Here is a 25201-nt window from a genome sequence, read left to right as displayed (position 1 = left end):
GTCATGTCGCGCCTTTTCATCAACCGGCCGATCTTTGCCTGGGTGCTGGCGATCATCGTCATGCTCGGCGGCGTCGGCGCGCTCTTTTCGCTGCCGATCGAGCAATATCCCGACATCGCGCCGACGCAGGTCAATATCCGCGCCTCCTATCCCGGTGCATCGGCCGAAACGATCGAGAACAGCGTCACGCAGGTGCTCGAACAGCAGCTGACCGGAATCGACGGTCTCCTCTATTTCAGCTCGCAATCGAGCTCGCGCGGGCGCGCGGACATCACCGCGATCTTCGTGAAGGGCACCGACCCCGACATCGCGCAGGTGCAGGTCCAGAACAAGATCCAGTCGGCGGTCTCGCGCCTGCCGCAGCAGGTGCAGCAACAGGGCGTGCGCGTCACCAAATCCAATTCGGATTCGTTGCTGCTCGTCGGCGTCTATGACACGACCGATACGCGGTCGAACCAGGACGTGTCCGACTATCTGGCGTCGAACATCCAGGATCCGCTGTCGCGCGTCGAAGGCGTCGGCGACGTCAACGTCTTCGGGTCGCCGCACGCGATGCGCATCTGGCTCAATCCCCAGCGGCTCGCGGCGACGGCGCTGATGCCGAGCGACGTGGTCGCGGCGATCAGCGCGCAGAACAGCGAGGTCGCGGCGGGCGATGTCGGCGGCCTCCCCGCGCCCGAAGGTCAGATGCTCAACGCGACGGTCACCGCCCAGTCGCGGATGCAGACCCCCGAACAGTTCGAGAATATCGTGCTGAAAACGCTACCCGACGGCGCGACGGTGCGAATCAAGAATGTCGCGCGGGTCGAGATCGGCGCCGAAAGCTACAGCGCGATCGTCCGCGTCAACGGCCATCCCGGATCGGGCATGTCGATCTCGCTGTCGCCGGGGTCCGACGCGCTTGAGACCGCCGAACGCGTCAAGGCGCGGATGACCGAACTCGGCGCCGATTTCCCCGACGGCCTCGCTTACAGCTACGCCAATGATTCGACCGCCTTCATCAAGCTGTCGGTCAGCGAGGTGCAGAAATCGCTGCTCGAGGCGATCCTGCTCGTGATCCTCGTGATGTTCGTCTTTCTGCAAAGCTGGCGCGCGGTGCTGATCCCCGCGATCGCGGTGCCCGTGGTGTTGCTCGGCACCTTCGGCATTTTCTACCTACTGGGGTTCAGTATCAACACCCTCACCCTGTTCGGGCTGACGCTCGCGATCGGGCTGCTCGTCGACGACGCGATCGTCGTGGTCGAGAATGTCGAGCGGTTGATGGAAGAAAATCCCGGCATGACGGCGCGCGAGGCGACGATCCAGTCGATGCGGGAATTGCAGGTCGCGCTGATCGCGATCGCGCTCGTGCTGTCGGCGGTGTTTCTGCCGATGGCGTTTTTCGGCGGCTCGACCGGCGTCATCTATCGCCAGTTCTCGGTCACGATCGTGTCGGCAATGGCCTTGTCGGTGCTCGTCGCGCTGATCCTGAGCCCGGCGCTGACCTCGACCCTGCTCAAGCCCAAGAATGGCGACAGTGCCGCGGATAGCCGCTTTCCGCGCTTCCACGCCTTTCTCGAACGCGCCAAGACCGGCTTCAACACGCGCTTCGACGGCGCGGTCGCCCGCTATGTGGGCAGCGTCACCAAGGTCGTCGACCGCAAATGGCTGTTCCTCGCCATCTATATGGTGTTGCTCGCGCTCCTCGCCTTCCTCTTTCTCCGCTTGCCCGGCGGCTTCCTGCCCAACGAGGATCAAGGACGCGTCTCGATCCAGTTCCGCCTGCCCGCGGGCGCGACGCAGGCGCGCACGATCGAAGTGCGCGACATGGTCGAAAAATATCTGCTGACCGAGGAAAAGGCGAATGTCGGGGCGCTGTTCCTCATCGCCGGCGGCGGCGGTGGCGGCGCGTCGGGGCAGAATACCGGCCAGGGCTATGTCAACCTCGTCCATTGGGACGAGCGGCCGGGCGAGGAGCGGAGCGCCGACGCGATCACGGCGCGCGCGCGCGCCGCGCTCGCCGGCGTGCGCGACGCGCAGATCTTCGCGCTCGTCCCCGGCGCGGTGCGCGGGCTCGGCGACTCGTCGGGCTTCACGATGCAGTTCCAGAACCGCAGCGGGATGAGCCGCGACGATTTCGTCGCCGCGCGTGACAGGTTGCTCGCGATGGCGAACGACAACCCCAATCTGACCTCGGTGCGCCTGTCCGACCTGCCCGACGTATCGACGCTCAAGATCGACGTCGATACGCAGCGGCTGACCGCTTATGGCATCGACAATGGCGACGTGAACAACACGCTCGCGACCGCGTGGGGCGGCCGCTATGTCAACGATTTCATCGACAAGGGTCGCGTCAAGCGCGTCTATGTCCAGGGCGACGCCCCCTATCGCGCCAGCCCCGAGGATCTCGGCCAATGGTTCGTCCGCTCCACGGGCGGGCAGATGTCGCCCTTCTCGGCCTTTGCGACGATCGGCTGGTCGACGACACCGAGCAGCAGCTCGCGCTTCCAGGGCGTTCCCGCCTTCGAGATTTCGGGCCAGCCGACCCCCGGCACCAGTTCGGGCGAGGCGATGGACGAGATGGAGCGCATGGCGAACCAGATCCCCGGCACCAGCGTCGCCTGGTCGGGCTCTTCCTATGAGGAACGCCTCTCCTCGGGGCAGGCGCCTTTGCTTTACGGCCTGTCGCTGCTCGTCGTCTTCCTCTGCCTCGCGGCGCTTTACGAAAGCTGGTCGATCCCGCTCGCGGTGCTGCTCGTCATTCCGCTCGGGCTGATCGGCGCGGTGTTCGCGGTGAATCTGCGCGGGCTCGAAAATGACGTCTATCTCCAGATCGGCCTGCTCACGACGATGGGGCTGGCGGCGAAGAATGCGATCCTGATGATCGAGTTCGCCGAGCAGGAGGAGCGCAAGGGCAAGCGCGTGATCGAGGCGGCGGTCGAGGCGGCGCGCATCCGTCTGCGCCCGATCCTGATGACGAGCTTCGCCTTCATCTTCGGCGTGCTGCCGCTCGCGATCGCGACCGGCGCCGGCGCGAACAGCCGCGTCGCGATCGGCACCTCGGTGATCGGCGGCATGCTCACCGCCGCCTTCCTCGCGATCTTCTTCATCCCGCTCTTCTTCGTCCTCGTCCGCCGCGGCGTGCGCGACGGGCTCGCCGCGATGCGCGCGCGCTTCGGCAAGAAGAAGGGTGATGACGCCGCCGAGGTCCCGGCATGATCGGCGCGCGCACGCTCCTCCTCGCCGGCACGCTCGCGCTCGCCGGCTGTTCGCTCGCGCCCAAGACGGTGCTGCCCACGCCGCCGGTGCCGCAAGGCTGGCCGGTCGGCGACGCCTATCTGCTGCAGAGCGAAGCGGCGTTGCCGATCCTTTCCTACAAAAGCGTCTTCACCGACCCGCGGCTGCAGGCGCTGACCGAACAGGCACTGGCGAACAACCGCGACCTGCGCATCGCCTATGCCAATGTCGCCGCGGCGCGCGCGCAGGTGCGCGTCACGCGGTCGGGGCAATTTCCCGAACTCGGCGCGAGTGCGGGCGCGGGCTATTCGGATAATGGCTCGGAGAGCGGCAGCGGCGATTTCTCGCTGCGCGGCGGCGTCACCGCCTTCGAGATCGACCTCTTCGGCCGCCTCGCCAATGCGACCGAGGCCGACCGCAACCGCGCACTCGCGACCGAGGCGGCGTCGCGCACCGTGCGCCTCGCGCTGATCGCGAGCCTCGCCGAGGCTTGGGCGGCCTATGGCGCCGATCGCGACCTCCTGAAAATCGCCGAGGACACCGCCGCGAACGCGCGCGAAAACGTGCGGCTCACCCAGGCGCGGCTCGACGGCGGCGTCGCGCCGCGCACCGACCTCCGCCAAGCCGAACAGATCCTCGCGACCGCCGAGGATTCGATCGCGCAGCAAAGGACCGCGCTCGCGCAGGACGAGAATCTGATCCGCCTGCTCGTCGGGGGCGATATCGACCGCGCGCTGTTGCCCGCGAGCCTGGCCGAAGTCACGCCCTCGGTCGTGGCGCTACCAGCAGGAGTCAGTTCCGAGATATTGCTGCGCCGCCCCGATGTGATCGAGGCCGAATATGACCTGCGCGCCGCCAACGCCGACATCGGCGTGGCACGCGCGCGCCTCTTCCCGTCGATCTCGCTGACCGGGCTGCTCGGCTTCGCCAGCAACGCGCTCTCCAGCCTGTTCGACAGCGGCTCGTTCAGTTGGTCGGCGGGCGGCGATGCGACCGCGACGATCTTCGACGCCGGCGGCCGCCGCGCGGGGGTGGCCGTGACCGAGGCGCAGCGCGATGCCGCGCTCGCGGGTTATGAAGGCGCGATCCAGACCGCCTTCCGCGAGGTCGCCGACGCACTCGCGGTGCAGGGCACGATTTCCGAACGCGGCCGCGCCGCGGCCGCCAATAGCGACGCCGCCGCCGACACCGCGACGCTGACCGACGCCCGCTACAAGGGCGGCGTCGACAGCTTCCTTTCCAGCCTCGACGCACAGCGCAGCCTCTATTCGGCGCGGCGAAACGAGATCGCGACGCAACTCCTGCTCGTCCAGACACGAATCGCGCTGTTCCGCGCGCTTGGCGGCGACAGCAGCGCGGGAACAGAAGCCCCCTAACCCACTCTAAGCGCACCATTTCCTGACCCTCCTTGACAAGCGTCATTGCAAGGGCGCTAATAGAACATATCAGGAACAAATGATGCACGAGTCGTCTCACCCTCTCGCCGGGCTGCGGAAACGTATCGCCCGGATCGCCGCCAGTGGCGGTTTTGAAAGCCGCCCGGCCGAAGGCTGGCTGGCGAGCGGCCACGCCCGCTTCGACGATGCGATCGGCGGTGGCCTCGCGATGGGGCGCACCCATGAATTTTTCGCCGCCGACGCGCTCGACGCGACGAGCGCCGCCGCCTTCGCCGCGCTCGTCGCGCTGCGCACGCCGGGCAAGGCGCCGCTGATCTGGCTGCGTACGAGCGACGCCGACAAGCGCAGCGGCCATATCTACGCCCCCGGCATCGCCGAACTCGGCGGCGACCCCGACCGGCTCCTGCTCGTCGAGGCGGCCGATCCCAAAATGCTGCTCGCCTGCGCGAACGACGCGATCCGCTGCGCCGGGTCGGCGGCGGTGATCGTCGAAAGCTGGGGCAAATTCCCTTTGCTCGACCTCACCGCCGGCCGCCGGCTCGCCCTCGGCGCGCGCGATGCGGGCACGACCCTTTTCATGCTCCGCCTCAATAGCGTGCCGACGCCAAGCGTCGCCGAAACGCGCTGGAGCGTCGCCGCCGCCGCCTCGCGCGGGCTCGAAGCCGACGCCCCCGGCGCACCCGCCTTTGACCTCGAACTGCTGCGCTGGCGCGGTGGCCCCGCGGGAACGCGCTGGCGACTGGACTGGAACCATGACGAACAAGCTTTCGTGGAAGCGGCGCTATCTGGCGCTCTTCTTCCCCTTCCTGCCCGCCGAGCGATGGCTTCGCACGGCGCCGCTGCCGCCTGACGCCCCGCTCGTCTTCGCCGAGAAGCAACGCGGCGCGATGCGACTCGCGAGCGTCGATGCGGCGGCGCTCGCGGTCGGGCTGCGTCCCGGCATGCCGCTCGCCGACGCGCGCGCGCAGGTCGGCGCGCTCGCCGTCGTGCCGCACGATCCGGTACTCGATCAGGACTGGCTCGACCGGCTCGCGCAGGGCTGCGCGCGCTATACGCCGCTTGTCGCGCTCGACGCGCCCGACGGGCTGATCCTCGACATCGCGGGCGGCGAGCATCTCTTCGGCGGTGAGGCGGGGCTGGTCGCCGATGTCGAGATGCGATTCGCACGGCTCGGCATGACGCTCCGCCACGCGCTCGGCCAGACCGCCGACGCCGCACGCGCGCTCGCGCGCTATCAGGTGCGCCCCGCGCCCGACGAAGCCAGCGCGATCCGCCGCCTGCCCGTCGCCGCGCTCGAACTGGAGCCCGAGGCGACGACCGCGCTCGTCCGCGCCGGATTGAAGACAATCGGCGATCTCGCGAGTCGGCCGATGGCGAACCTCGCCGCGCGCTTCGGCGCCGACGCCGCGATGGCATTGCGCCGCATATTGGGCGATGCGCCGAGCCCGCTCGACCCGCGCGTGACGCCCCCCCCGGTCGCCGCCGAACGCCGCTTCGCCGAACCGCTCGGCAGCAGCACGCACGCCACCAAAATCCTCGCCGAGCTCGCCGCCGAAGCGATCGAGGAGCTTGCCGAACGCGACAAGGGCGGGCGCCATTTCCGCGCCACCTTCTTTCGCAGCGACGGGCTCGCGCGGACGATCGCGATCGAGACCGGCCACCCGACGCGCGACGCCGACCTCGTCATGCGGCTTTTCGCCGAGCGCATGGACAGCCTTGCCGACCCGCTCGACCCCGGCTTCGGTTTCGACATGATTCGCCTCGCCGTGCCACGGCTCGAGGCGCTCGGTGCGAGTCAGCTCAAGCTTGAGGGCGGGGCGGTGAAGGACGCCGCGATCGACGAACTCGCCGACCGGCTCGCGACGCGGCTCGGGCGCGGGCGGGTGCGGCGGCTGCGTCCCGCCGACACGCATATCCCCGAGCAGGCGCAGCTCGAACTGCCCGCGATCGACGCGCCCGCCCCGCTGCCCTGGCAGGCCCCCGAGGCCGGCGAGCCGCCGACGCGCCCCTTCCACCTCTTCGACCCGCCGCAGCCGATCGAGGTGATCGCCGAGGTGCCCGACGGCCCGCCGCAACGCTTCCGCTGGCGCCGCGCCTTCCACGCGATCCGCCGTTACGAAGGCCCCGAACGCATCGCCGCCGAATGGTGGCGCCGCCGCGACAATGGCGGGCTGACGCGCGACTATTACCGCGTCGAGGATGCGCAGGGCCGCCGCTTCTGGCTCTTCCGCCACGGCCTCTACGACGAAAAGCCCGATCCGCGCTGGTATATCCACGGAGTCTTCGCATGAGCGATGCGCCCGAAACCCCACCCGATCCCGGCTTCGCCGAACTCGTCGCGGCAACCAACTACAGCTTCCTGCGCGGCGCCTCGCACCCCGCCGAGATGGTGGCGGAGGCGATGGCGCTCGGCATGACCGGCATCGGCATCGCCGACCGCAACAGCGTCGCGGGGGTGGTGCGGGCGTGGGCTTTTCTGAAGGAGCAACTGGTCAAAAAACCCGAGATAGTGAAGAATTTCCGACTGGTGGTCGGCGCCCGGCTCGTCTTCGCCGACGGCACCCCCGACATCGTCGCCTACCCCGTCGATCGCGAAGGCTGGGGGCGGCTGACGCGCCTTCTCTCGACCGGCAATCTCCGCGCACAAAAGGGCGACTGCATCCTCGAACTGGGCGATCTGCTCGATCATTGCGACGATCTGCTCCTCATCGCAATGGAGGGCGACGAAGCGTTGCTCCGTACCCTCAAAAACAAGCGACCGAAATCGGTCTGGCTGGCCGCCACGATGCCGCAATCGGGCGTCGACGCGCGCCGGCTGGCCGAACTCCAGCGCCTGTCGGCGGCGACCGGAGTTCCGCTGCTCGCGACCAACGATGCTCTCTATGCGGCCAAGGAACAACGCCCGCTTCACGATATCATCACCTGCATCCGCGAGGGCACGACGGTCTCGAAAGCCGGCAAGCTGCTTCGCGCCAATGGCGAGCGTTATCTGAAAGCGCCCGCCGAGATGAAACGCCTGTTCAACGGCTATCCGAAAGCGATTGAAGCAAGTACGAAGCTTCTCGCACGCATCGGTTTTCGCCTCGAAGACCTGCAATATGAATATCCGCACGAACCGGTTCCACCGGGATGGAAGCCTTTCAACTATCTGCACCATCTGGTGAAAACCGCAGCCGAGGAGCGTTACAAAACGCCGCTCCCGCCAAAAGTCCGCAAGCTGCTCGCCGACGAACTCCGGCTGATCAGGAAGCGGCGCTACGTCTATTATTTCCTGACCGTCTATGACCTCGTCCGCCACGCCCGTGCGCAGGAACCCCCGATCCTGTGTCAGGGCCGTGGCTCGGCCGCCAATTCGATTGTCTGCTTCCTGCTCGGCGTGACCTCGGTCGACCCGATGAAGCACGACCTGCTCTTCTCGCGCTTCGTATCGGCAGAACGTGACGAGCCCCCCGATATCGACGTCGATTTCGAACATGAGCGGCGCGAAGAGGTCATCCAATATATCTACGACCGCTACACGCGCGATCGCGCAGCAATCGCCGCGACCGTCATCCATTACCGCCCGCGCAGCACGATCCGCGAAGTCGGCAAGGCGCTCGGTCTCAGCGAGGATGTCACCGCGCGGCTCGCCGATACGAGCTGGGGGAGCTGGGGCGACGAGGTGCCGGTCGAGCGGCTCGTCGAGGCGGGTCTCAACCCGCACAATGGCGAGATCGAGCGGCTCCACCGTTTCGTCGGCGAACTGCTCAAGGCGCCGCGTCACTTGTCGCAGCATGTCGGCGGCTTCATATTGACCGAAGGACGGCTCGACGAGCTGGTGCCGATTCACAATGCCGCGATGGAAGACCGCACCTTCATCGAGTGGGACAAGGACGACATCGACGCGCTGGGGCTGATGAAGGTCGATGTGCTCGCGCTCGGCATGCTGACCTGCATTCGCAAATGCTTCGACCTGATGCGCGAGCATGGCCTTGGCGATCATACGTTGGAAGTCGACATCGATTGTGATGATCCGGAAGTCTACGGCATGCTGCAGAAGGGCGACAGCATCGGCGTTTTCCAGGTCGAAAGCCGCGCGCAGATCAACATGCTGCCACGCCTCAAACCCAAGGTCTTCTACGATCTGGTGGTGCAAGTGGCGATCGTCCGCCCCGGCCCGATCGAGGGCGACATGGTTCACCCCTATCTACGCCGCCGTAACAAGGAAGAACCGGTCGAATTTCCGGAACCTGCGCCGCCCAATCCGCCTGATGAACTGCATGATGTCTTGGGTAAAACCTTCGGCGTTCCGCTGTTTCAGGAGCAGGCGATGAAACTCGCAATGGTCGCAGCGGATTTCAGCCCTGAAGAGGCCAATGGCCTGCGCCGTGCAATGGCGACGTTTCGGAATGTCGGAACGATCGAGAATTTCCGTGAGAAGATGGTCGGCGGCATGGTCGCACGCGGCTACAAGCAGGATTTCGCCGAGCGCTGTTTCAAGCAGATCGAGGGTTTCGGCAGCTATGGTTTCCCCGAAAGCCATGCCCAGTCGTTCGCGCGACTCGTCTATGTCTCCTCATGGATCAAGCATTACCACCCCGCGGTCTTCGCGTGCGGCATCCTCAATTCGCAGCCGATGGGCTTTTACGCCCCCGCGCAGCTCGTGCGCGATGCGCAGGGGCATGGGGTCGAGGTGCGCGCGGTCGATGTCAATGCGAGCGGCTGGGACAACAGTCTCGAGCGAAAGAACGATGGCAGCCTCGCGCTGCGGCTCGGTTTCCGGCAGGTCGACGGATTCCGCGAAGAATGGGCGGGGCAGATCGTCGATGCACGCGCGGTGCCTTTCGCTTCGGTCGAAGAACTCGCACGCCGCGCCAATCTTCCGTCGCGTGCATTGCACCTTCTCGCCGATGCCGATGTGTGCCGGTCGATGGGGCTCGATCGGCGTCCGGCGCTGTGGGATGCGCGGCGGGTGCGGCAGGGGGTGTTGCCGTTGTTCGGCGCCGCCGAGGCGAACGAGCTCGGCTTCGAGGAGGATGCCGCGCTGCCGCCGACGCCGATGGTCGAGCATGTGCTCACCGATTACCAGACGACGCGCCTGTCGCTGAAGGGCCATCCGATGGCGTTCCTGCGCCGCGATTTCGAGCGCGAGGGCGTGCTGAGCGCGGCCGGGGTCGCGGCGGCGAAGAACGGATCGATCGTGCGCACCGCCGGCGTCGTGCTGATCCGCCAGCGGCCCGGCAAAGGCAATGCGATCTTCATCACGCTCGAGGATGAGGGCGGGATCGTCAACATATTGCTCTGGGCGCGCCTTTTCGAACGCCAGCGCCGCGCGGTGATGGCGTCGCGGCTGATGCTCGCCGAGGGCGAGGTGCAGCGGAGCAAGGAGGGGGTGATCCACCTGATGGCGACGCACATCGTCGACCGGACGGCAATGCTCGACACGCTGGGCAGCGACCGGCGCTTCGATCCCGACACCGGCCGCGCCGACGAGGTCAAGCATCCGCAACCACCGCGCGGCCATGCGGCGCGGCACGGCCATCCGCGCAACGTCCGCATCCTGCCCAAGTCGCGGGATTTTCATTAGTTGGTTGTTTTCCGGCTCACGCCGGAAGCGGCACCGGCCCGCTCCCCCAACCGCCCGACGCGTGGCGTCGAAGGGTCTCCCATAGAATACGATGTCGGGAAGCTGGGTGGGGGAGCGGGCCGGTGCCGCCTCTGTTCGGTTACGAACAGACAAAAAGAAGATGCCCCGGCTGTGGGGGCCGGGGCATCCAATCAGGCTATCTAAGGGACCAACCGAATATAGCCTGAAATTTGTTCGCGAAGTTTAGCCGCGAAGCAGGTTCATCACGCCCTGCGAGCTCTGGTTCGCCTGAGCGAGCATCGCGGTCGATGCCTGCGACAGGATGCCGGCGGCGGCAAGGTTCGTCGATTCGACCGAGAAATCGGCGTCTTCGATACGCGACTTCGCTTCCGACAGATTCGTGACGCTCGACGTCAAATTGTCGACAGCCGACGACAGGCGATTCTGCTGGGCACCCAGGTTGGCGCGTTCGGTCGCGACCGTGTCGATCGCCGTGTCGAGCGTCGCAAGCGCGCCCTGCGCACCCGCCGCGGTCGAGAAGTCGAGCCCATCGACGCCAAGCGCAGCGGCCTGAAGGTCGGCGACCGTGATGTTCACGACCTGGCCGGTATCCAGACCCGTCTGGATGTCGAAGCCCGCAGCGACGCTGCCGTTGAGCAGCACATTGTCGTTGAACGTAGTGCGGGTCGCGACGTCGCCGATCTGCGAAATCAGCGCGGTGACTTCTTCCTGCACCAGCGTACGGTCGTCGTCGCTCAGCGTGCCCGTCGAGGCCTGCATCGCCAGTTCGCGCATACGGACGAGGATGTCCGAGATGCTGCCGGCGGCGCTGTCGGCGGTCTGCGCGAGCGAAATGCCGTCGTTCGCATTGCGGATCGCCTGGGTCAGGCCGCGGGCGCTGGCTTCCATGCGGGTCGCGATGGCGAGGCCGGCGGCGTCGTCCTTCGCGCTGTTGATGCGCTTGCCGCTCGACAGGCGTTCCATCGCCTGCGACTGCATTTGGCTGGCAACACGCGAGTTATTCTGGGCGCGCAGCGCGCTCACATTGGTGTTGATGACAGTCATCTTTGTTCCTTTCCGGCCTCGATGGCCATTCCCGTGATGTGAGGGCTCGAGGAGCGGTCACGAAAGCAGTAACGGCGCGCCGCCACGGCGCTTAAGCCCGGCCCGTCAAAAAAATGCCGAAAGCCGCCGATGACCACGGCCGCCCTGATTTAATCGACTGAAAATATTAGATTAATTATTTTGGCACGAGCTTTGCATCCTTATTTGTGCGTGCGGCAGACCGCCGCGCATCAGGACGGATGAAGAAGCCAATGAGCACGATTGACCCGAGCCGGCTGCTGCAGATGCGCAGTTCGATCCTCAATCAGAACCAGGCGCTGCAACGCGCCGCGGGCCAAGGCGGCATCGGCGCGGCCGACGGCGGCGTCGAAGGCGGCGGCGGAGCCCCCGATTTCGGCGCCGCGATCAACAATGCGCTGCAGCAGGTCAACGCACAGCAGTCGAAGGCGAGCCAGATCACCGAAGCCTATGAACGCGGCGACACGCACGACATCGTCAGCGTGATGATCGAGCGCCAGAAAGCCTCGCTCGGCTTCGAAACCACCCTGCAAGTCCGCAACAAGCTGCTGTCCGCGTATCGCGACATCATGAACATGCCGGTGTAATCCATGGCCGAAGCTCAGATCCTCACCCCCGTCGCCAACTCCATGGACGACGGGTCCGCGAACCGCCTGCCCGCCCCCGTCCTCGGCGGCCGCCTCGCGCCTGTAACGCAATTCATCCGCCAGCCCGCGGTCCAGCGCGCGCTTCCCACGATCGCGATGGCCTCGGCCATCGGCATCGCCGCGCTCGCCTATTTCACCATGCAGGCGGCGCCGCAGGCACAGCTGTTCGCGGGGCTCGACGACGCCGACAAGGCGGCGGTCGCCGAGGCGCTCCAGTCGCAGGGCATCGCGCACAGCGTCGATGCGTCGACCGGCGCGCTCACCGTCGACGCCGACAAGCTCCACCAGGCACGCATCGCGCTCGCCGGACAGGGTCTTCCCAAGGCGGCGCCGAGCGGCGACAGCCTGATCGCTTCGCTTCCCATGGGGTCGAGCCGCGCGATCGAGGGCGAGGCGCTGCGCTCGGCGCGCGAAGCCGACCTGTCGCGCACGATCGAAACGATCGACGCGGTCAAGAGCGCGCGCGTCCATGTCGCCGCCGCCGAACCCAGCCTGTTCGTCCGCGACGACAAGCCCGCCACCGCGTCGGTGATGCTGACGCTGCAGAACGGCCGTTCGCTTTCGGACGGCCAGGTGCAGGCGATCCGTTTCCTCGTCGCCTCCTCGGTACCCGGCATGAACGCCGATCAGGTGTCGGTGATCGACCAGCGCGGCGCGCTGCTGTCCGACACCGCGAGCGGCAGCGACATGAAGGCCTTTCAGCTGCAATTGCAGGTCGAGGACCGTTTCCGCCGCGCGCTCGACACCTTGCTCGGCCCGATGCTCGGCGCCGGCAATTATACGGTCGAGGTCCATGCCGACGTCGACATGTCCGAAAGCCAGGCGACGCGCGAAAGCTTTCCCGAGAATGACCGCGCGCTGACCAGCGAACGGATCACCCGCTCGACCAGCGGCACGAGCGCCCCCGCCGTCGGCATTCCCGGCGCGCTGTCGAACCAGCCGCCGCAGGCGACCACGGTGACCGCCGAGGGACCCCAGCCGGCGGCGCCCGGCGCGCCGCCGGCGCCCGGCATCGAAAGCAACGAAAACGCCGCCCGCGCCTATGAGGTCGGTCGCGAGATTTCGGTCACGCATTCGCCGCAGGGCAGGCTGCGCCGCGTCTCGGTCGCCGTCGCGCTCAATCAGGGCAAGAAGGCGCTGACGCAGGCCGACCTGACCAAGATCGACAATCTGGTGAAGGGCGCGATCGGCTATGACGCCGCGCGCGGCGATGTCGTCGCGATCAACCAGCGCCCCTTCGCCCTGGTCGAAGACACGGCGCCCGCCTTTTACGATCAGGGCTGGTTCCTGCCGCTCGTCAAGCAGGTCGGCGCGATCCTCGCCGCGCTGCTCGTCTTCCTGTTCATCGGCCGCCCGATGATCCGCGCCGCGAAAGAACGCGCCGCCCGGCGCGCCGAACAGAATCAGGAACTCGAAGCATCGCTGCTCGCCGCGACCGACCGCCCGGCGCTCGCCAGCGGTCGGGCTGGCCGCGAAATCACGCTCGAGATGATCGAGCAGGCGCCGAGCTACGAAGCGCGCGCCAATCTGGTCCGCGCCTTCGTCCGCCAGGATTCGGCGCGCGCCGCGCTCGTCGTCCGCCACCTGATGCAGGAGGGCGCCCGTGCCTGAGGTCGCCGAACTGGACAACGCACCCGCGATGCCCGCGATCGAGGGATCGGCCGCCGCCGCCATCCTGCTGATGCTGCTCGACGAAAGCGAAGCCGCGACGATCCTGAAGCAGCTCGATCCCGACGAAGTGCGCCAGCTGGCGAAGGCGATGTTCGACACCGCCAATGCCAGCGAACAGCAGATCGGGCTGGCGCTCGACCGCTTCGTGACGCGCAGCCGCGACGTCAGCGCACTCGCGATCGGTGCCGACATCCGCATCCGCACCGTGATCAACGAAGCCGTCGGCAACGTCCGCGCCGACAATATCCTCGCCGCCGTGGCGCCGCAGCGCAGCGCAGCGTCGCTCGAAATGCTGCGCTGGATGGACGTCGATGCGATCAGCGGGCTGCTCGCCAGCGAGCATCCGCAAGTCGGCGCGCTGATCCTTTCGGTGCTCGTCCCCGACGTCGCCGCGCGCGCGATCGAGACGCTCGACGAACTGCTTCAGGCCGATCTGGTGCTGCGCGCCGCGATGCTGACCTCGGTCCCCGCCGCCGCGATCGAGGATCTCGAATCGGTGCTCGCGAGCGCCAATGTCGACGGCCAGCGCGTCGCCAAGCAGGCGATCGGCGGCCCGAGCGACGTTGCCAAGATTATGAAGAAGATGCCGAAGCAGCTCTCCGAACGCACGCTCCGCTCGCTGAAGAAGCACGACCGCGTCCTCGCGCAGACGATCGAGGAAGAGATGTTTATCTTCGAAAATCTGCGCGACCTCGACAAGAAGAGCCTCAGCAGCGTGCTGCGCTCGGTCGACGCGGCGCAGCTCGCGATCGCGCTCAAGGGTGCCGACGAGGATATGGTCGACATGTGCCTCGCCACCATGTCGCAACGCGCGGGCGAAACGATCCGCGACGAAATGGACGAAATGACGATGGTCAAGCGCGCCGACGTCGACGACGCGCAGAAGAGCGTGATGCAGGTTGTACGCCAGATGGCAGCGGCCGGCGAGATCATGATCGCCGGCGGGGGCGACGATTATGTTTGATCGCGCCGCCGAAACGGGCTTCGCGCCCGTCCGCCTCGCCGATGCAATGGCGCGCGACGCCGGCTTTCGCCCGCTATCTTTCGCGTCCGCGCCGCACACCGCGCCGGAGGAGCCCGAAAACCTCGACGAAATCGGCCTCGACGACCCCTTCGCGCTCGGCCTCGCCGAAGGCCAGCGCCTTGCCGAAGCCGCTTTCGTCGCCGAGCGCCACCAGCTACTCGCGCTGCTCGCCGGCGCCGAGGCGTTGCAGGACGAGCCGAGCGAGGAACTGGCTCAGCTGATCGCCGAAACCGTCGAGCGCCTCGTCCGCCAGATCGTCGCCGCGGCGCCGATCGACGCCGAATGGCTCAAGGCGCAGGCCGAGACCGCCGCGGCGATGGTCGCCGACGCCGACAAGGCGCGCACTTTGTGGGTCCACCCCGACGACGCCGCGCTGCTCGCCGACTCTCCGCTGACGCTCGCGATCGAAAGCGATCCGGCGATGATGCGCGGCACCGTCCGCCTCGAAACCTCGACCGGCTGGATCGAGCATGGCCGCGCGGTCTATCTCGAGGAACTGCGCGCCGCGCTCGGCGAAAGCGAAGCCGCATGACGCGCCGCCTCGCCCTGTCCGCGCAGCAATTGCTCGACCCCGTCGACCTGACGCACGCCAGCCCGCGCCGCATCGGCACGCTCGTCTCGCACGAAGGGATCATGCTCGAAGTGTCGGGTTTCCCGATGCCGCTCGGCAGCAATGTCCGCATCCGGTCGGCCGACAATGATTATGTTTACGGCGAAGTCGTCGGCTTTCGCGGCCACCGCAGCCTCGTCCTCCCGTTCGACACCAACAAGCCGCTCGTCACCGGCGCGCCCGTCGAACCGCACGGCGCGTCGAGCATGGTCCCGGTCGGCAAGGCATTGCTCGGCCGCATCATGGATGCGCAGGGCAACCCGCTCGACGGCCGCCCGGCGATCAAGTCGCAATTCCAGTGGCCGCTCGCCGGCCGCAAGGTCAATCCGTTGCGCCGCGGCCGCGTCACCCGCGCGCTCAACATGGGCGTGCGCGCGATCAACGGCCTGCTCACCGTCGGCGAAGGCCAGCGCGTCGCGATCATCGCGGGCTCGGGCGTCGGCAAGTCGGTGCTGATGGGCCAGATGATCGCGGGCACCGAATGCGACGTCATCGTCGTCGGGCTGATCGGCGAGCGCAGCCGCGAAGTCAGCGATTTCGTCGAAACCAAGCTGCCCCCCGAAGTCCGCAAGAAGTCGGTGGTCGTCGCGGTTCCCGCCGATCATCCGCCCTTGCTCCGCCTGCGCGCCGCGATGCGCGCGACCGCGATCGCCGAAGCCTTTCGCGCCGAGGGCAAGAAAGTGCTGCTGCTGATCGACAGTCTGACCCGCGTCGCGCATGCGCAGCGCGAGATCGGTCTGACGCTGGGCGAGCCGCCGACGATGAAGGGCTATCCGCCGTCGGTCTTCGCGCTCATCCCTTCGCTGTGCGAACGCGCCGGCATCGACCGCGAAACCGGCGGCTCGGTCACCGCGCTCTACACCGTGCTCGCCGATGGCGGCGACATCGACGACCCCGTCGTCGATAGCGCGCGCGCGATCGTCGACGGCCATATCATCCTGTCGCGCCAGCTCGCCGAACAGGGCGTCTATCCCGCGATCGACGTCGCGCGCTCGCTGTCGCGCACGATGGTCGATTCGGTCGACCCCGAGCATGCCGCCGCCGCCGCGCGCTTCCGCCAGCTCTGGTCGCTTTATGAAGAGAATCGCGACCTGATGCTGATGGGCGCTTACGTCGCCGGCGCCGATCCGGTGCTCGACACCGCGATCGCCCGCCACGCCGACCAGCTCGCCTATGTTTCGCAGCCTGCGAAAGCGCAGGTCGATTTCGACATTTCCCGCCAAGCCCTGATTGAAGGATATTCCGCATGAACGCCCGCACCGCACGCCGCAAACGTATCATCCGCGTGCGCTCCGTCGAACATCAGCAGGCGGAGGCCAATCTGGCACGCGCCAATGGCGAACTCGCGAATCTCGTCGAACTCGCCAAGCGGCTCGAAACGCTGCGCGTCGACCTGGCGATGGCGAAGGGCGCCGTCGCCGGCCGCGCGCTCAACACGATCGGCGAGCTCGCGATGCGGCTCGACATCGCACAGGAAAGCCTGACCGCGCCGCTGGCGGGCGCCAGCCAGCGCCGCGACCAGATGGGCGCGCTGGCGCAGAGCGCGATGGTCAAGGAGGAATCGGCGGTGCGCCTCTATGAACGCAGCCGCAAGTCGGCCGAGGCCGAACAGGAACGCCGCGACGACGCCAACCGCCCGCATCGCCCGCGGGCGGGCATGCGGCTGCGCCTGATCGAAGGCGGCGCGGCATGATGAGCGCGCCATCCCTTCCCACGCCGCAGGGCAAGATGCCCGCCGGCTTCGCGACCTTCCTCGCCAATATCGGTCAACTGCCCGACGGCAGTGAAAGCCCCGGCTTCGATCAGCTGCTCGCCGCAGCGCCGGTTGTGGCTGCTCCGGCCGCCAATGCCACCGCGACGATCAAGACCGGTCCCGCGCCGGCGGTCGACGCCGAAGCCGCGCAAATCGATATGCCGCCGCTCGAAGACGCCGTGAGCGTCGAGGCCCCGGTCGTCAAAGCCGAGCCTGCCAAAGCGGACGCCGCCACGCTGGCCGCGACCCTGCTGATCGCGCTGGGCGGCAGCGCCCCCGGCCCGGCGACCACGCCCGGCAAGCCGGCACCGGCCGAAACCGAAGCCGACACCGCCCCCGATACGGCGGAAGCCGGCGCCACCGCCGCCCCGACCGCCGATTTGGCTGCGGTCGCGGCTGCAGCCATTCCGGCTGCCGCGAAGCCCGCCAAGCCGGTCGAAGCGTCTCAGATTCGTGCCGACACCGATACAGCGGCAGCACCCGCCACCGCGCGCCCGCGCGATGCAGCGGCGCCGCTGCCGATCCTGACCGGCGCCGAAGCGCCGGCCGCGAAGCCCGCCGACGCCGCGCCGTCGATGACGATCCTCTTCACCCAGCCGGCCGCGCAGGGCGCGGGTGTCGCGGCGGCGACCGCACCCGTCCAGCTCGCCGAGCGCGTGCTCGACATGGACAGCGACGGCGCGTGGATCGACCAGCTCGCGCGCGACATCGCCGCGACCAAATCGGACAGCGGCGACATCAGCTTTCGCCTGATGCCGCGCCACCTGGGCCGCCTCGACGTCGCGATGCAAATGGGTGGCGAGGGCATCGCGCTGAAGATGGACACGCAGCATGAAGCGACCGCGACGATCGTCACCGCCGCGCAGGGTCGCCTCGTCGAAGAACTGCGCCAGCAGGGCGTCCGCGTCGCCGGCGCCGAAGTGACCTGCACCCCGGGCGAGACCGGACGCCAGTCGCCCAATCAAAACCAGGGCCAGGGCCGCGGAACCGCGCCCGATCCCGCGCACCTCATCGAAACCGCCACCCAGCGCGCCGAGCCGCGTGACGAAGACCGCGCCGCCGACCGCCGCGGCCGCTTCGCCTGATCAGAAAGGGTCTCATCATGGCCAAGGACAATGTCGAAGGCGCCCCCAGGAAAAAGGGCAAGTTCAAGAAACTGCTGCTCGTCAGCGTCGCCGCGATCGCGCTGATCGGCGCCGGCGCGGGCGCGGGCATCTATTTCGGCGCGCTGCAGGCGCATGAGGCGAAGCCCGAGGATAAATATCCCAAGCTCGTCCTGCGCAGCGACGACGATGCCGAACCGGCCGCCGAGGGGCCCGGCAAGGAAGCGCCGCTCAAGGTCGGCACGGTGTCGGTCCCGAACGACAGGTTCAAGGTCGACCCGCGCAAATATGAGGTCACTTATTATCCGTTCGCCGAGAGCTTCACGACCAACCTCGCCGACGGATCGGGCTTCCTGCAGATCGGTATCAGCGTTTCGACCTTCTATGACGGCAAGGTTATCAATAATATCAAACGGCAGGCGGTGCCGATCCGCTCGGTCGTGCTTATGGTGCTCGCCGAACAGGATCCGGCTCTGCTCTCCACATCGCAGGGGAAACAGCGGCTTCAACGCCAGTTGACGGCCGCGATCAACGATGTGCTGCGCGAGAAGGAAGGTTTCGGGGGTATCGACAATGTCTATTTCACGAGTCTGGTGATCCAGTGACCGCCGTCACGAAATCGGTCAAAGCCGTGAAGGCGCCGGCCGCACCGGCGCCTTCAGCCGCGCCCGCGGACAGCAAGGAATCGCTGCTGCTGCGCAAGGCGGAGGGCAGCTATGCCTTTCCCGCGCTCGAGGGCGTCGCGAACCAGTTCGCGCGCAGCTTGCGCGACCTTATCCGCGCGCTTGGTGCGCCGACGGTCCAGATCGAGCGCGCCGGCGCCGAGCAGATGAGCTTTGCCGAGTGGAGCGCGTCGGCCGCCCCCGCGATCTTCTGGCGCTATCACGCCCCGCCGCTCAAGGGGCCGGTGCTGCTCGCGGGCTCGCGCTCGCTGCTACTCCAGCTCGTCGACATCTTCTATGGCGGGCGCGGCCAGCTCGCCGCCGAACGCGAGGAGCTGACCGACGCCGAGGATCGCTTCGCCGCGCGCCTCGGCCGCGACATCGGGATGCAGCTCGCCGCCGCCTGGCGCGACAAGCTTGCGATCGAGCCCGAACTCGACAGCGTCACTGCTGATCCGGCGAAGCTCGCCGCGGTGCGCGCCGACGACGAATTGTTCGTGCAGCGTTTCACCCTGCGCGGCGCGCCCTTCGACGGGCGGACGATCATGTGCGCCTATCCGGTCGCCGCGCTGCGCGGTGTCGCGGGCGACGAATTGCTCCCCGAATTGCAGGGCAACGGCAGCGCCGACCCCGCTTGGTCGGGCGCGCTCGACAAGGCGCTGCGCGACGTGCGCATGCCCGTGCGTTCGGTGCTCGCGCGTCCCGAAATCAGCCTCGTCAAGCTGCTCGCGCTCGAGGTCGGCGACATCATTCCGCTTTCCATGCCGCGCCATGTGCCGGTGACCGTCGCGGGACGCAGCTTCGCGTTCGGCAGCATCGGCGAAGCCAATGGCAACGCCGCGATCATGATCGACCATATCGAAAAAGGACCGGACAATGACTGACATCGCCGAAGCCCCGAAGGCCGCGCGCGCCGACCGGCGCGACAAGAGCATCGGTGCCGCGCCCAATTTCGACCTGCTCGCCGGCGTCTCGCTGCGCGTGTCGGTCGAGGTGGGCTCGACCTCGATGACGCTTTCCGAACTGCTCGCGCTCGGCGAAGGCAGCGTGATCGAACTCGATCGCGCCGCCACCGACCTGCTCGACATCTATGCCAACGGCACCCTCATCGCGAAAGGCGAGATCGTCAGCGTCGACGGCCGCTATGGCATCCAGGTCGCCGAAGTCGTCGCGCCGGCGCGCGGGCTCGAAGGCTTCGAACGGAGAGCCTGATGTTCGAATATATCCTCCGCCTTCTCATCCTGCTGCCGCTCGTGGGCGGCATGGCGTGGGGCAGCCTGTGGCTGTGGAAGCGCGTTCAGATGGGCGTGCCGCTCGTCGGCGGCGCGACCAAGACGCGCGCGATCGAGATGGTCGACGTGCTGCCGCTCGGCCCGGGATCGAAGCTCGCGGTGGTCGAATTCGCCGGGCAGCGGATCCTCGTCGCGGTGTCGCGGAGCGGCATCACGCGGATCGCCGACGACAGCCAGGGCGATTTCCATGCGGACTGATCGCCGCTTCTGGCTGCGCGCCGCGGCGCTCGCGGGCGGCGCCGCGCTGCTCTGCGCCGCGCCCGCCGCCTATGCGCAGGCCGCCGACGGCCTCAGCCGCGCGGTGAACGAAATCGGCGGCGACGGCCGGCCTTTGAGCCTGTCGCTCCAGATCCTCGTCCTGATGAGCCTGTTGACGGTGCTGCCGTCGCTGCTCCTGATGATGACCAGCTTCACGCGCATCATCATCGTGCTCTCGATCCTGCGCCACGCGCTGGGATTGCAGCAGACGCCGCCGAACCAGGTACTCGTCGGCCTCAGCCTCTTCCTCTCGCTGTTCGTGATGGCGCCAGTGATCAGCGAAGTGAACCGCGTCGCGATCGAACCTTACGGGCAGGAACAGATCGACATCGGCACCGCGGTGTCGCGCTCGGGCGACGCGCTCCACGTCTTCATGATGAAGCAGACGCGCAAGACCGACCTGATGATGTTCGCCAAGATCGCCAAGGCGCCGAGCTATGCGAGCCCGAAGGACGTGCCCTTCTCGATCCTGCTCCCCGCCTTCGTCACCAGCGAACTCAAGACCGCGTTCCAGATCGGCTTCCTCATCTTCCTGCCCTTCCTCGTCATCGACCTGATCGTCGCCTCGGCGCTGATGTCGCTGGGTATGATGATGCTGTCGCCGACGATCATATCGATGCCCTTCAAGCTGTTGCTCTTCGTCCTCGTCGACGGCTGGGCGCTGACGATGGGCTCACTCGCTTCCTCCTTCGTGGGTTAGCGCGGTGGAAGCGGACTATTTCGTCGGAATCGCGCAGCAGGCGCTGTGGATTCTCGCGCTCGCCTCGGCACCGCTGCTGCTGCCCGTGCTCGTCATCGGCGTGCTGCTCGGCATGGTGCAGGCCGCGACCTCGATCAACGAACAGACTTTGACCTTCGTGCCCAAGCTGATCGTCGCGGCGATCTGTCTCGCGATCTTCGGCGGCAGCATCCTCGTGCTGCTCACCGACTTCACCCGAGAGCTGTTCGCGCAGATTCCGGCGCTCGTCCGCTAAGCAGCGATGAACCCCGCCGACATCCCGAATATCGAGGCGATGCTCCAGCTGTGGATGCTGGGGATGATCCGCCCCGGCGCCGCGTTCATCGCCGCGCCGGTGTTCGGCGCGTCGAACGTGCCGGTGCAGCTGCGGCTGGTGATCGCACTCGCGGTCGGAGTGCCCGCGGTCGCCGCCTCCGGCATGGCGCTGCCGCCCGAAGGCATCGTGTCGATCCCGGGCATTTTCCTCATCGTCGGCGAGGTCGTGATCGGACTCGCGATCGGCTTCGTCCTCCAGATGGGGCTCGCCGCCGCGCTTCTCGCGGGCGAGGTGATCAGCAATGCGATGGGTCTCGGCTTCGCGTCGATGGTCGATCCGCTCAGCGGCGCGTCGAGCTCGGCGATCGGGCAGTTCCTATCGATGATGGCCACCGCGCTCTTCCTCGCCGCCGACGGCCATCTCCTGCTCATCGACATCATCGTCGACAGCTATAGCGCACTGCCCCCCGGCAACGCCTTTCCGTCCTGGGACGCGATCGGCGGGGTGATCCGCTTCGGCAGCCTGATGTTCGCCGCCGGGCTGACGATCGCGATGCCCGTCGGTTTCGTGCTCATCCTCGTCCAGATCATCATGGGCGTGATCGGCCGCTCGGCGCCAGCGCTCAACCTGTTCGCGGTCGGCATCCCCGCGACCCTGCTCGCCGGGATCGTCCTGCTCGGCATCGCGACGCCCGCGATGGCCGAGGCGGTCGCGCGCATCCTCTCCGACGCGCTCGACGCCGCGCGCATGGTGGCGGGTATCTGAGCCATGGCGGAAGGCAGCGACAAGGACCAGAAAACCGAACAGCCGACGGCGAAGAAGCTCGCCGATTCGGCGCGCGAGGGCGATGTGCTGATGTCGCGCGAGCTGGCGACCGCGCTGATGATGCTCGCCGCCGCGGGCTGGATCGTCGCCGCGGGCGGCTGGTTCGTCCAGTCGGCGGGCGACCTCGTCCGCCGCGGGCTGACGCTGAACGCCGCCGACGTCGCCGATTTCGCGCCCGCCGAGGCGCTGATGCGCAACGGGGTCGAGATTTTGCTGCCGCTCGCGAGCCTTTTCGCGCTCGCGCTCGGCGCCGCGGTCGCGGGTCCGGCGATGCTCGGCTCGATGGGCTGGCGCGGCAAGGCGCTCCACTTCAAGGGCAACCGGATGAGCCCAATGGCCGGGCTCAAGCGCATGTTCGGCATGCAGGGCGCCACCGAACTCGGCAAGGCGATCGCGAAAGTGCTGCTGCTCGGCGCGATCGGCTATTGGCTGGTCGCCAGCAGCCTGCCCGCGATCATGTCGATGGCACAGGCCGATCTGATCGCCGCGATCGGCCTTGCCGGAAAGGCGATCGGCCACGCGATGCTGACGCTCGCCGGCGGGCTGGTCGTCATCGCGCTGATCGACGTGCCGGTGCAATGGTTCCAGCGCAACAAACGGCTGATGATGAGCAAGCAGGAGATCAAGGAGGAAATGCGCCAGTCCGACGGCGCCCCCGAACTCAAGCAGGCGCAGCGTCAGCGCGCGCACGAGATTTTGAGCGGATCGGCGCGCAAGGCGGTGTCCGACGCGACCGTCGTCCTCACCAACCCGACGCATTTCTCGGTCGCGCTGCGCTATCGCCCCGGGACCGACGCCGCGCCGGTCGTCGTCGCGCGTGGGCGCGGCGACGTCGCGCTGTCGATCCGCGAGCTTGCACGCGCCGCCGACGTCCCGATGCTCGAATATCCGCAGCTGACCCGCGCCATCTATTTCACCGCGCGCGCGGGCCGCGTGATCCCCGAGGAATTGTTCGTCGCGGTCGCGACCGTGCTCGCCTTCGTCTTCCAGCTCGAGCGCGCGGTCGCCGACGGCATCGTCCAGCCCGCGGTCGACGTGCCGCCCACGCACCGCTTCGATCCCGAAGGGCGCCGCCAGGCTTAATCTTTCGCGCGCGCCGCCGTTAAGCAGTGCGAAGGATATTTCGCCATGGTCAGTTCAATCGCCAACAGCCTCGGTTTCGGCTCCGGCCTCGACGTCAAACAGCTCGTCACCGACCTGTCGAACGCGTCGCGCGACCCCAAGATCGCGCGCATGACCGACCTGACGCAGACCAACCAGACGCGGATCAGCGCGCTGGCGCAGGCGCGGGCCGATCTCGACGGATTCGCCGATTCGCTAAGCCAGATGGTCGATGACGGAACGCTGCGCAGCACGCCGACCGTGTCCGACGAAAGCGTGCTCGGCGCCACCAGCCGCGCCGGCCTCTCGGCCGACAGCTTTGCCGCGACCGTCGTCGTGAACCAGCTCGCGCGCGCGCAGACCAGCTATTCGGGCGTCGTCGCCGACAAGGCCGCCGCGATCGGCGCGGGCACGATGACGCTGACCGTCGGCGGGGTCGCCAAGACGATCACCATCGACGCGACGAACAACAGCCTCGACGGGCTTGCGGGTGCGATCAACGCCAGCGGCGCCGGGGTGACCGCCTCGATCATCGCCGATGAAGGCGGGCACCGGCTGATCCTGAAAGGTCCGACGGGCGAAGCGGGCGCCTTCACCCTCACCGCCGACGCTGGCGCCGATCCCGCCCTCTCCGCCTTTGCCACGGGCGGCGGCATGACCGAGGGCCAGAACGCCGCCAACGCCGAATTCACGATCGACGGCGTCGCCTTCAGCCGCGCGAGCAACATCATCGACGACGTCGTTCCGGGCATGTCGCTGACGCTCAAGAAAGCGGCGCCGGGCCAGCCCGTCGACATCGGCGCGAGCCGCCCGCTCGGCATGATCAAACAGACCGTCAGCGATTTCGTCGCGGTCTATAACCAGCTCAAGAAAAGCCTCGTCGCGGCCTCCAGCCTGTCGGGTCCGACCTCCGGGTTGCGCGAACTCGAACGCGAGCTGGGGGGGCTTCTGCACAAGGTGATTTCGAGCCACGGCAGCATCAATCAACTGTCCGACATCGGTATTTCGACCACGAAGGAAGGCTTGCTTTCGGTCGACAATGCCAAGCTCGACAAGGCGCTCGAAGCCGACGCCGGCGCGGTCGAGGCGTTGTTCAATCCGCGCCGCGACGCCACCCACACCGAACAGAGCGACCCCGGCATCGCCTTCGTGCTCGACGCGATTCGCGACAAGGCGGTCGGCGTCAACGGCGCGATCGATCGCGTGTCGAAATCGCTCGACACCAAAAAGGAAAATCTCGCCGACCAGCTCGAGAAGATCGAGATGCGAGAGGACGCGTACAGGAAGCGCCTCGAGAAGCAATATGGCTCGCTCGAAGCGAAGCTCGCCGCCTTCAAGGCGACGCAATCCTATCTCGAGCAGCAGATCAAGCTCTGGTCGAACCAGGGCAATGACTAAGAACTAGAGCGTGGGGACCAGGACCGTGACCGCTACCGCTTCGACCGTCCGGGCGACCGGGCTTTATCGCCGCTTGCAGAATGAAAGCCGCGCCGCCGCCGCCGACCCCGTCGAGCTGGTGACGATGCTGTACGACGAGCTCGAAACCGCCGTCGGCGTCCTTGGCGCGATGGTGCGGCAGGGTCAGCGCATTTCGGCTACCGAGCCCGCCCACCGCGCGCGCGCGATCCTGATCGGCCTCGACGTCAATCTCGACCGCGACAAGGGCGGCGACGTCGCGACCGCGCTGTCGCGCGTCTATCGCAGCATGCGCCGCAAGCTCGACGACGCCGTGGCCGCGAACAGCGCCGAGGGGCTTTCCGAGCTGCTCGAAGGCATCCTGACGATCAGCGCCGCCTGGCGGCAGCTCCGCTAGGACCGACCGCCACGACAGGCGCATAACAATGGCCCGCCCTTCGCGTGAAGGAGCGGGCCGAAGCCGTTCATCCGGAACGAGCCCGCTGGGTACCCGGCCGCCCGAGGTGGGGACGGGCGGCCGGGTGGTGCGGGAGCGGACCAGAGCCCCCTTTTTCAGCGGGTGCTGAAACTTGTGTCGCGCGG

23 protein-coding genes are annotated in these 25201 nt (G+C 67.5%); 22 read left to right on the top strand and 1 reads right to left on the bottom strand.

Annotated elements, in window-relative coordinates:
* Window positions 1-3 precede the first annotated feature (3 nt).
* The 5 genes from GGR90_RS07200 to GGR90_RS07180 all read left to right on the top strand — a co-directional run bounded on the left by GGR90_RS07200 (window position 4) and on the right by GGR90_RS07180 (window position 10179).
* On the top strand, window positions 4-3198 hold the full coding sequence (locus GGR90_RS07200) for an efflux RND transporter permease subunit (protein ID WP_167920644.1): 3195 nt from the start codon (window positions 4-6) through the stop codon (window positions 3196-3198).
* Entirely contained in the window at window positions 3195-4592 is a 1398-nt protein-coding gene (locus GGR90_RS07195; protein WP_167920643.1) for an efflux transporter outer membrane subunit, read from the top strand. The genes GGR90_RS07200 and GGR90_RS07195 overlap by 4 nt, the downstream gene beginning before the upstream one ends.
* Window positions 4593-4674: 82 nt before the next feature.
* Window positions 4675-5463: an ImuA family protein gene (locus tag GGR90_RS07190; RefSeq protein ID WP_167920642.1), complete on the top strand. Its 789-nt coding sequence runs from the start codon at window positions 4675-4677 to the stop codon at window positions 5461-5463.
* A complete protein-coding gene (locus GGR90_RS07185) occupies window positions 5366-6904 on the top strand; it encodes a Y-family DNA polymerase (protein WP_167920641.1) in 1539 nt (512 codons plus the stop codon). The genes GGR90_RS07190 and GGR90_RS07185 overlap by 98 nt, the downstream gene beginning before the upstream one ends.
* Window positions 6901-10179: an error-prone DNA polymerase gene (locus GGR90_RS07180; RefSeq protein ID WP_167920640.1), complete on the top strand. Its 3279-nt coding sequence runs from the start codon at window positions 6901-6903 to the stop codon at window positions 10177-10179. Before GGR90_RS07185 ends, GGR90_RS07180 begins: the two co-directional genes overlap by 4 nt.
* A 243-nt stretch (window positions 10180-10422) precedes the next feature.
* Here the strand turns inward: GGR90_RS07180 and GGR90_RS07175 are convergent, their stop codons facing one another.
* Window positions 10423-11244 (bottom strand): flagellin N-terminal helical domain-containing protein, encoded by an 822-nt coding sequence (locus GGR90_RS07175; RefSeq protein ID WP_167920639.1) that lies wholly within the window; start codon window positions 11242-11244, stop codon window positions 10423-10425.
* 251 nt (window positions 11245-11495) lie between these two features.
* Here GGR90_RS07175 and fliE point away from each other — a divergent pair, with 251 nt between their 5' ends.
* The 17 genes from fliE to GGR90_RS07090 are packed head-to-tail and all read left to right on the top strand — an operon-like array spanning window position 11496 to window position 25016.
* Entirely contained in the window at window positions 11496-11849 is a 354-nt protein-coding gene (gene fliE / locus GGR90_RS07170; protein WP_167920638.1) for a flagellar hook-basal body complex protein FliE, read from the top strand.
* Between the two features lie 3 nt (window positions 11850-11852).
* Window positions 11853-13520, top strand: coding sequence for a flagellar basal-body MS-ring/collar protein FliF (fliF, locus tag GGR90_RS07165; protein WP_167920637.1), 1668 nt, complete (start codon window positions 11853-11855; stop codon window positions 13518-13520).
* Window positions 13513-14544, top strand: a complete 1032-nt coding sequence (gene fliG / locus GGR90_RS07160; protein ID WP_167920636.1) for a flagellar motor switch protein FliG — start codon at window positions 13513-13515, stop codon at window positions 14542-14544. Before fliF ends, fliG begins: the two co-directional genes overlap by 8 nt.
* Window positions 14537-15136 carry a FliH/SctL family protein gene (locus GGR90_RS07155; RefSeq protein ID WP_167920635.1) on the top strand — a complete coding sequence of 200 codons (600 nt, stop codon included), beginning with the start codon at window positions 14537-14539 and terminating at the stop codon, window positions 15134-15136. Before fliG ends, GGR90_RS07155 begins: the two co-directional genes overlap by 8 nt.
* Entirely contained in the window at window positions 15133-16464 is a 1332-nt protein-coding gene (locus tag GGR90_RS07150) for a FliI/YscN family ATPase (protein ID WP_167920634.1), read from the top strand. The genes GGR90_RS07155 and GGR90_RS07150 overlap by 4 nt, the downstream gene beginning before the upstream one ends.
* On the top strand, window positions 16461-16907 hold the full coding sequence (locus tag GGR90_RS07145) for a hypothetical protein (protein WP_167920633.1): 447 nt from the start codon (window positions 16461-16463) through the stop codon (window positions 16905-16907). The genes GGR90_RS07150 and GGR90_RS07145 overlap by 4 nt, the downstream gene beginning before the upstream one ends.
* On the top strand, window positions 16907-18052 hold the full coding sequence (locus GGR90_RS07140; RefSeq protein WP_167920632.1) for a flagellar hook-length control protein FliK: 1146 nt from the start codon (window positions 16907-16909) through the stop codon (window positions 18050-18052). The genes GGR90_RS07145 and GGR90_RS07140 overlap by 1 nt, the downstream gene beginning before the upstream one ends.
* A 17-nt stretch (window positions 18053-18069) precedes the next feature.
* Window positions 18070-18675, top strand: a complete 606-nt coding sequence (locus GGR90_RS07135; protein ID WP_167920631.1) for a flagellar basal body-associated FliL family protein — start codon at window positions 18070-18072, stop codon at window positions 18673-18675.
* Window positions 18672-19616 (top strand): FliM/FliN family flagellar motor switch protein, encoded by a 945-nt coding sequence (locus GGR90_RS07130; protein ID WP_167920630.1) that lies wholly within the window; start codon window positions 18672-18674, stop codon window positions 19614-19616. Before GGR90_RS07135 ends, GGR90_RS07130 begins: the two co-directional genes overlap by 4 nt.
* Window positions 19609-19944: a flagellar motor switch protein FliN gene (fliN, locus tag GGR90_RS07125; RefSeq protein WP_167920629.1), complete on the top strand. Its 336-nt coding sequence runs from the start codon at window positions 19609-19611 to the stop codon at window positions 19942-19944. Before GGR90_RS07130 ends, fliN begins: the two co-directional genes overlap by 8 nt.
* Window positions 19944-20222 (top strand): flagellar biosynthetic protein FliO, encoded by a 279-nt coding sequence (locus GGR90_RS07120; RefSeq protein WP_167920628.1) that lies wholly within the window; start codon window positions 19944-19946, stop codon window positions 20220-20222. Before fliN ends, GGR90_RS07120 begins: the two co-directional genes overlap by 1 nt.
* Window positions 20212-20982 (top strand): flagellar type III secretion system pore protein FliP, encoded by a 771-nt coding sequence (gene fliP / locus GGR90_RS07115; protein ID WP_245198424.1) that lies wholly within the window; start codon window positions 20212-20214, stop codon window positions 20980-20982. The genes GGR90_RS07120 and fliP overlap by 11 nt, the downstream gene beginning before the upstream one ends.
* A 4-nt stretch (window positions 20983-20986) precedes the next feature.
* Window positions 20987-21256: a flagellar biosynthetic protein FliQ gene (locus tag GGR90_RS07110; RefSeq protein ID WP_167920627.1), complete on the top strand. Its 270-nt coding sequence runs from the start codon at window positions 20987-20989 to the stop codon at window positions 21254-21256.
* A gap of 6 nt (window positions 21257-21262) precedes the next feature.
* Window positions 21263-22042 (top strand): flagellar biosynthetic protein FliR, encoded by a 780-nt coding sequence (fliR, locus tag GGR90_RS07105; protein WP_167920626.1) that lies wholly within the window; start codon window positions 21263-21265, stop codon window positions 22040-22042.
* A gap of 3 nt (window positions 22043-22045) precedes the next feature.
* A complete protein-coding gene (flhB, locus tag GGR90_RS07100) occupies window positions 22046-23185 on the top strand; it encodes a flagellar type III secretion system protein FlhB (RefSeq protein WP_167920625.1) in 1140 nt (379 codons plus the stop codon).
* Between the two features lie 45 nt (window positions 23186-23230).
* Window positions 23231-24601: a flagellar filament capping protein FliD gene (fliD, locus tag GGR90_RS07095; RefSeq protein WP_167920624.1), complete on the top strand. Its 1371-nt coding sequence runs from the start codon at window positions 23231-23233 to the stop codon at window positions 24599-24601.
* A gap of 25 nt (window positions 24602-24626) precedes the next feature.
* Complete coding sequence (locus GGR90_RS07090; RefSeq protein ID WP_167920623.1) at window positions 24627-25016, top strand: flagellar protein FliS; 390 nt, start codon at window positions 24627-24629, stop codon at window positions 25014-25016.
* Window positions 25017-25201 lie beyond the last annotated feature (185 nt).

The sequence above is a fragment of the Sphingopyxis italica genome, assembly GCF_011926545.1.
GTDB lineage: Bacteria > Pseudomonadota > Alphaproteobacteria > Sphingomonadales > Sphingomonadaceae > Sphingopyxis > Sphingopyxis italica.
This window is presented reverse-complemented; position numbering and strand designations above follow the sequence as displayed.

Excerpts from the sequence above, each read along its gene's own strand:
- GGR90_RS07200 (WP_167920644.1), top strand. The coding sequence starts at position 4 with ATGTCGCGCCTTTTCATCAACCGGCCGATCTTTGCCTGGGTGCTGGCG.
- GGR90_RS07195 (WP_167920643.1), top strand. The coding sequence starts at position 3,195 with ATGATCGGCGCGCGCACGCTCCTCCTCGCCGGCACGCTCGCGCTCGCC.
- GGR90_RS07190 (WP_167920642.1), top strand. The coding sequence starts at position 4,675 with ATGCACGAGTCGTCTCACCCTCTCGCCGGGCTGCGGAAACGTATCGCC.
- GGR90_RS07185 (WP_167920641.1), top strand. The coding sequence starts at position 5,366 with ATGACGAACAAGCTTTCGTGGAAGCGGCGCTATCTGGCGCTCTTCTTC.
- GGR90_RS07180 (WP_167920640.1), top strand. The coding sequence starts at position 6,901 with ATGAGCGATGCGCCCGAAACCCCACCCGATCCCGGCTTCGCCGAACTC.
- GGR90_RS07175 (WP_167920639.1), bottom strand. The coding sequence starts at position 11,244 with ATGACTGTCATCAACACCAATGTGAGCGCGCTGCGCGCCCAGAATAAC.
- fliE (WP_167920638.1), top strand. The coding sequence starts at position 11,496 with ATGAGCACGATTGACCCGAGCCGGCTGCTGCAGATGCGCAGTTCGATC.
- fliF (WP_167920637.1), top strand. The coding sequence starts at position 11,853 with ATGGCCGAAGCTCAGATCCTCACCCCCGTCGCCAACTCCATGGACGAC.
- GGR90_RS07155 (WP_167920635.1), top strand. The coding sequence starts at position 14,537 with ATGTTTGATCGCGCCGCCGAAACGGGCTTCGCGCCCGTCCGCCTCGCC.
- GGR90_RS07150 (WP_167920634.1), top strand. The coding sequence starts at position 15,133 with ATGACGCGCCGCCTCGCCCTGTCCGCGCAGCAATTGCTCGACCCCGTC.
- GGR90_RS07145 (WP_167920633.1), top strand. The coding sequence starts at position 16,461 with ATGAACGCCCGCACCGCACGCCGCAAACGTATCATCCGCGTGCGCTCC.
- GGR90_RS07140 (WP_167920632.1), top strand. The coding sequence starts at position 16,907 with ATGAGCGCGCCATCCCTTCCCACGCCGCAGGGCAAGATGCCCGCCGGC.
- GGR90_RS07135 (WP_167920631.1), top strand. The coding sequence starts at position 18,070 with ATGGCCAAGGACAATGTCGAAGGCGCCCCCAGGAAAAAGGGCAAGTTC.
- fliN (WP_167920629.1), top strand. The coding sequence starts at position 19,609 with ATGACTGACATCGCCGAAGCCCCGAAGGCCGCGCGCGCCGACCGGCGC.
- GGR90_RS07120 (WP_167920628.1), top strand. The coding sequence starts at position 19,944 with ATGTTCGAATATATCCTCCGCCTTCTCATCCTGCTGCCGCTCGTGGGC.
- fliP (WP_245198424.1), top strand. The coding sequence starts at position 20,212 with ATGCGGACTGATCGCCGCTTCTGGCTGCGCGCCGCGGCGCTCGCGGGC.
- fliR (WP_167920626.1), top strand. The coding sequence starts at position 21,263 with ATGAACCCCGCCGACATCCCGAATATCGAGGCGATGCTCCAGCTGTGG.
- flhB (WP_167920625.1), top strand. The coding sequence starts at position 22,046 with ATGGCGGAAGGCAGCGACAAGGACCAGAAAACCGAACAGCCGACGGCG.
- fliD (WP_167920624.1), top strand. The coding sequence starts at position 23,231 with ATGGTCAGTTCAATCGCCAACAGCCTCGGTTTCGGCTCCGGCCTCGAC.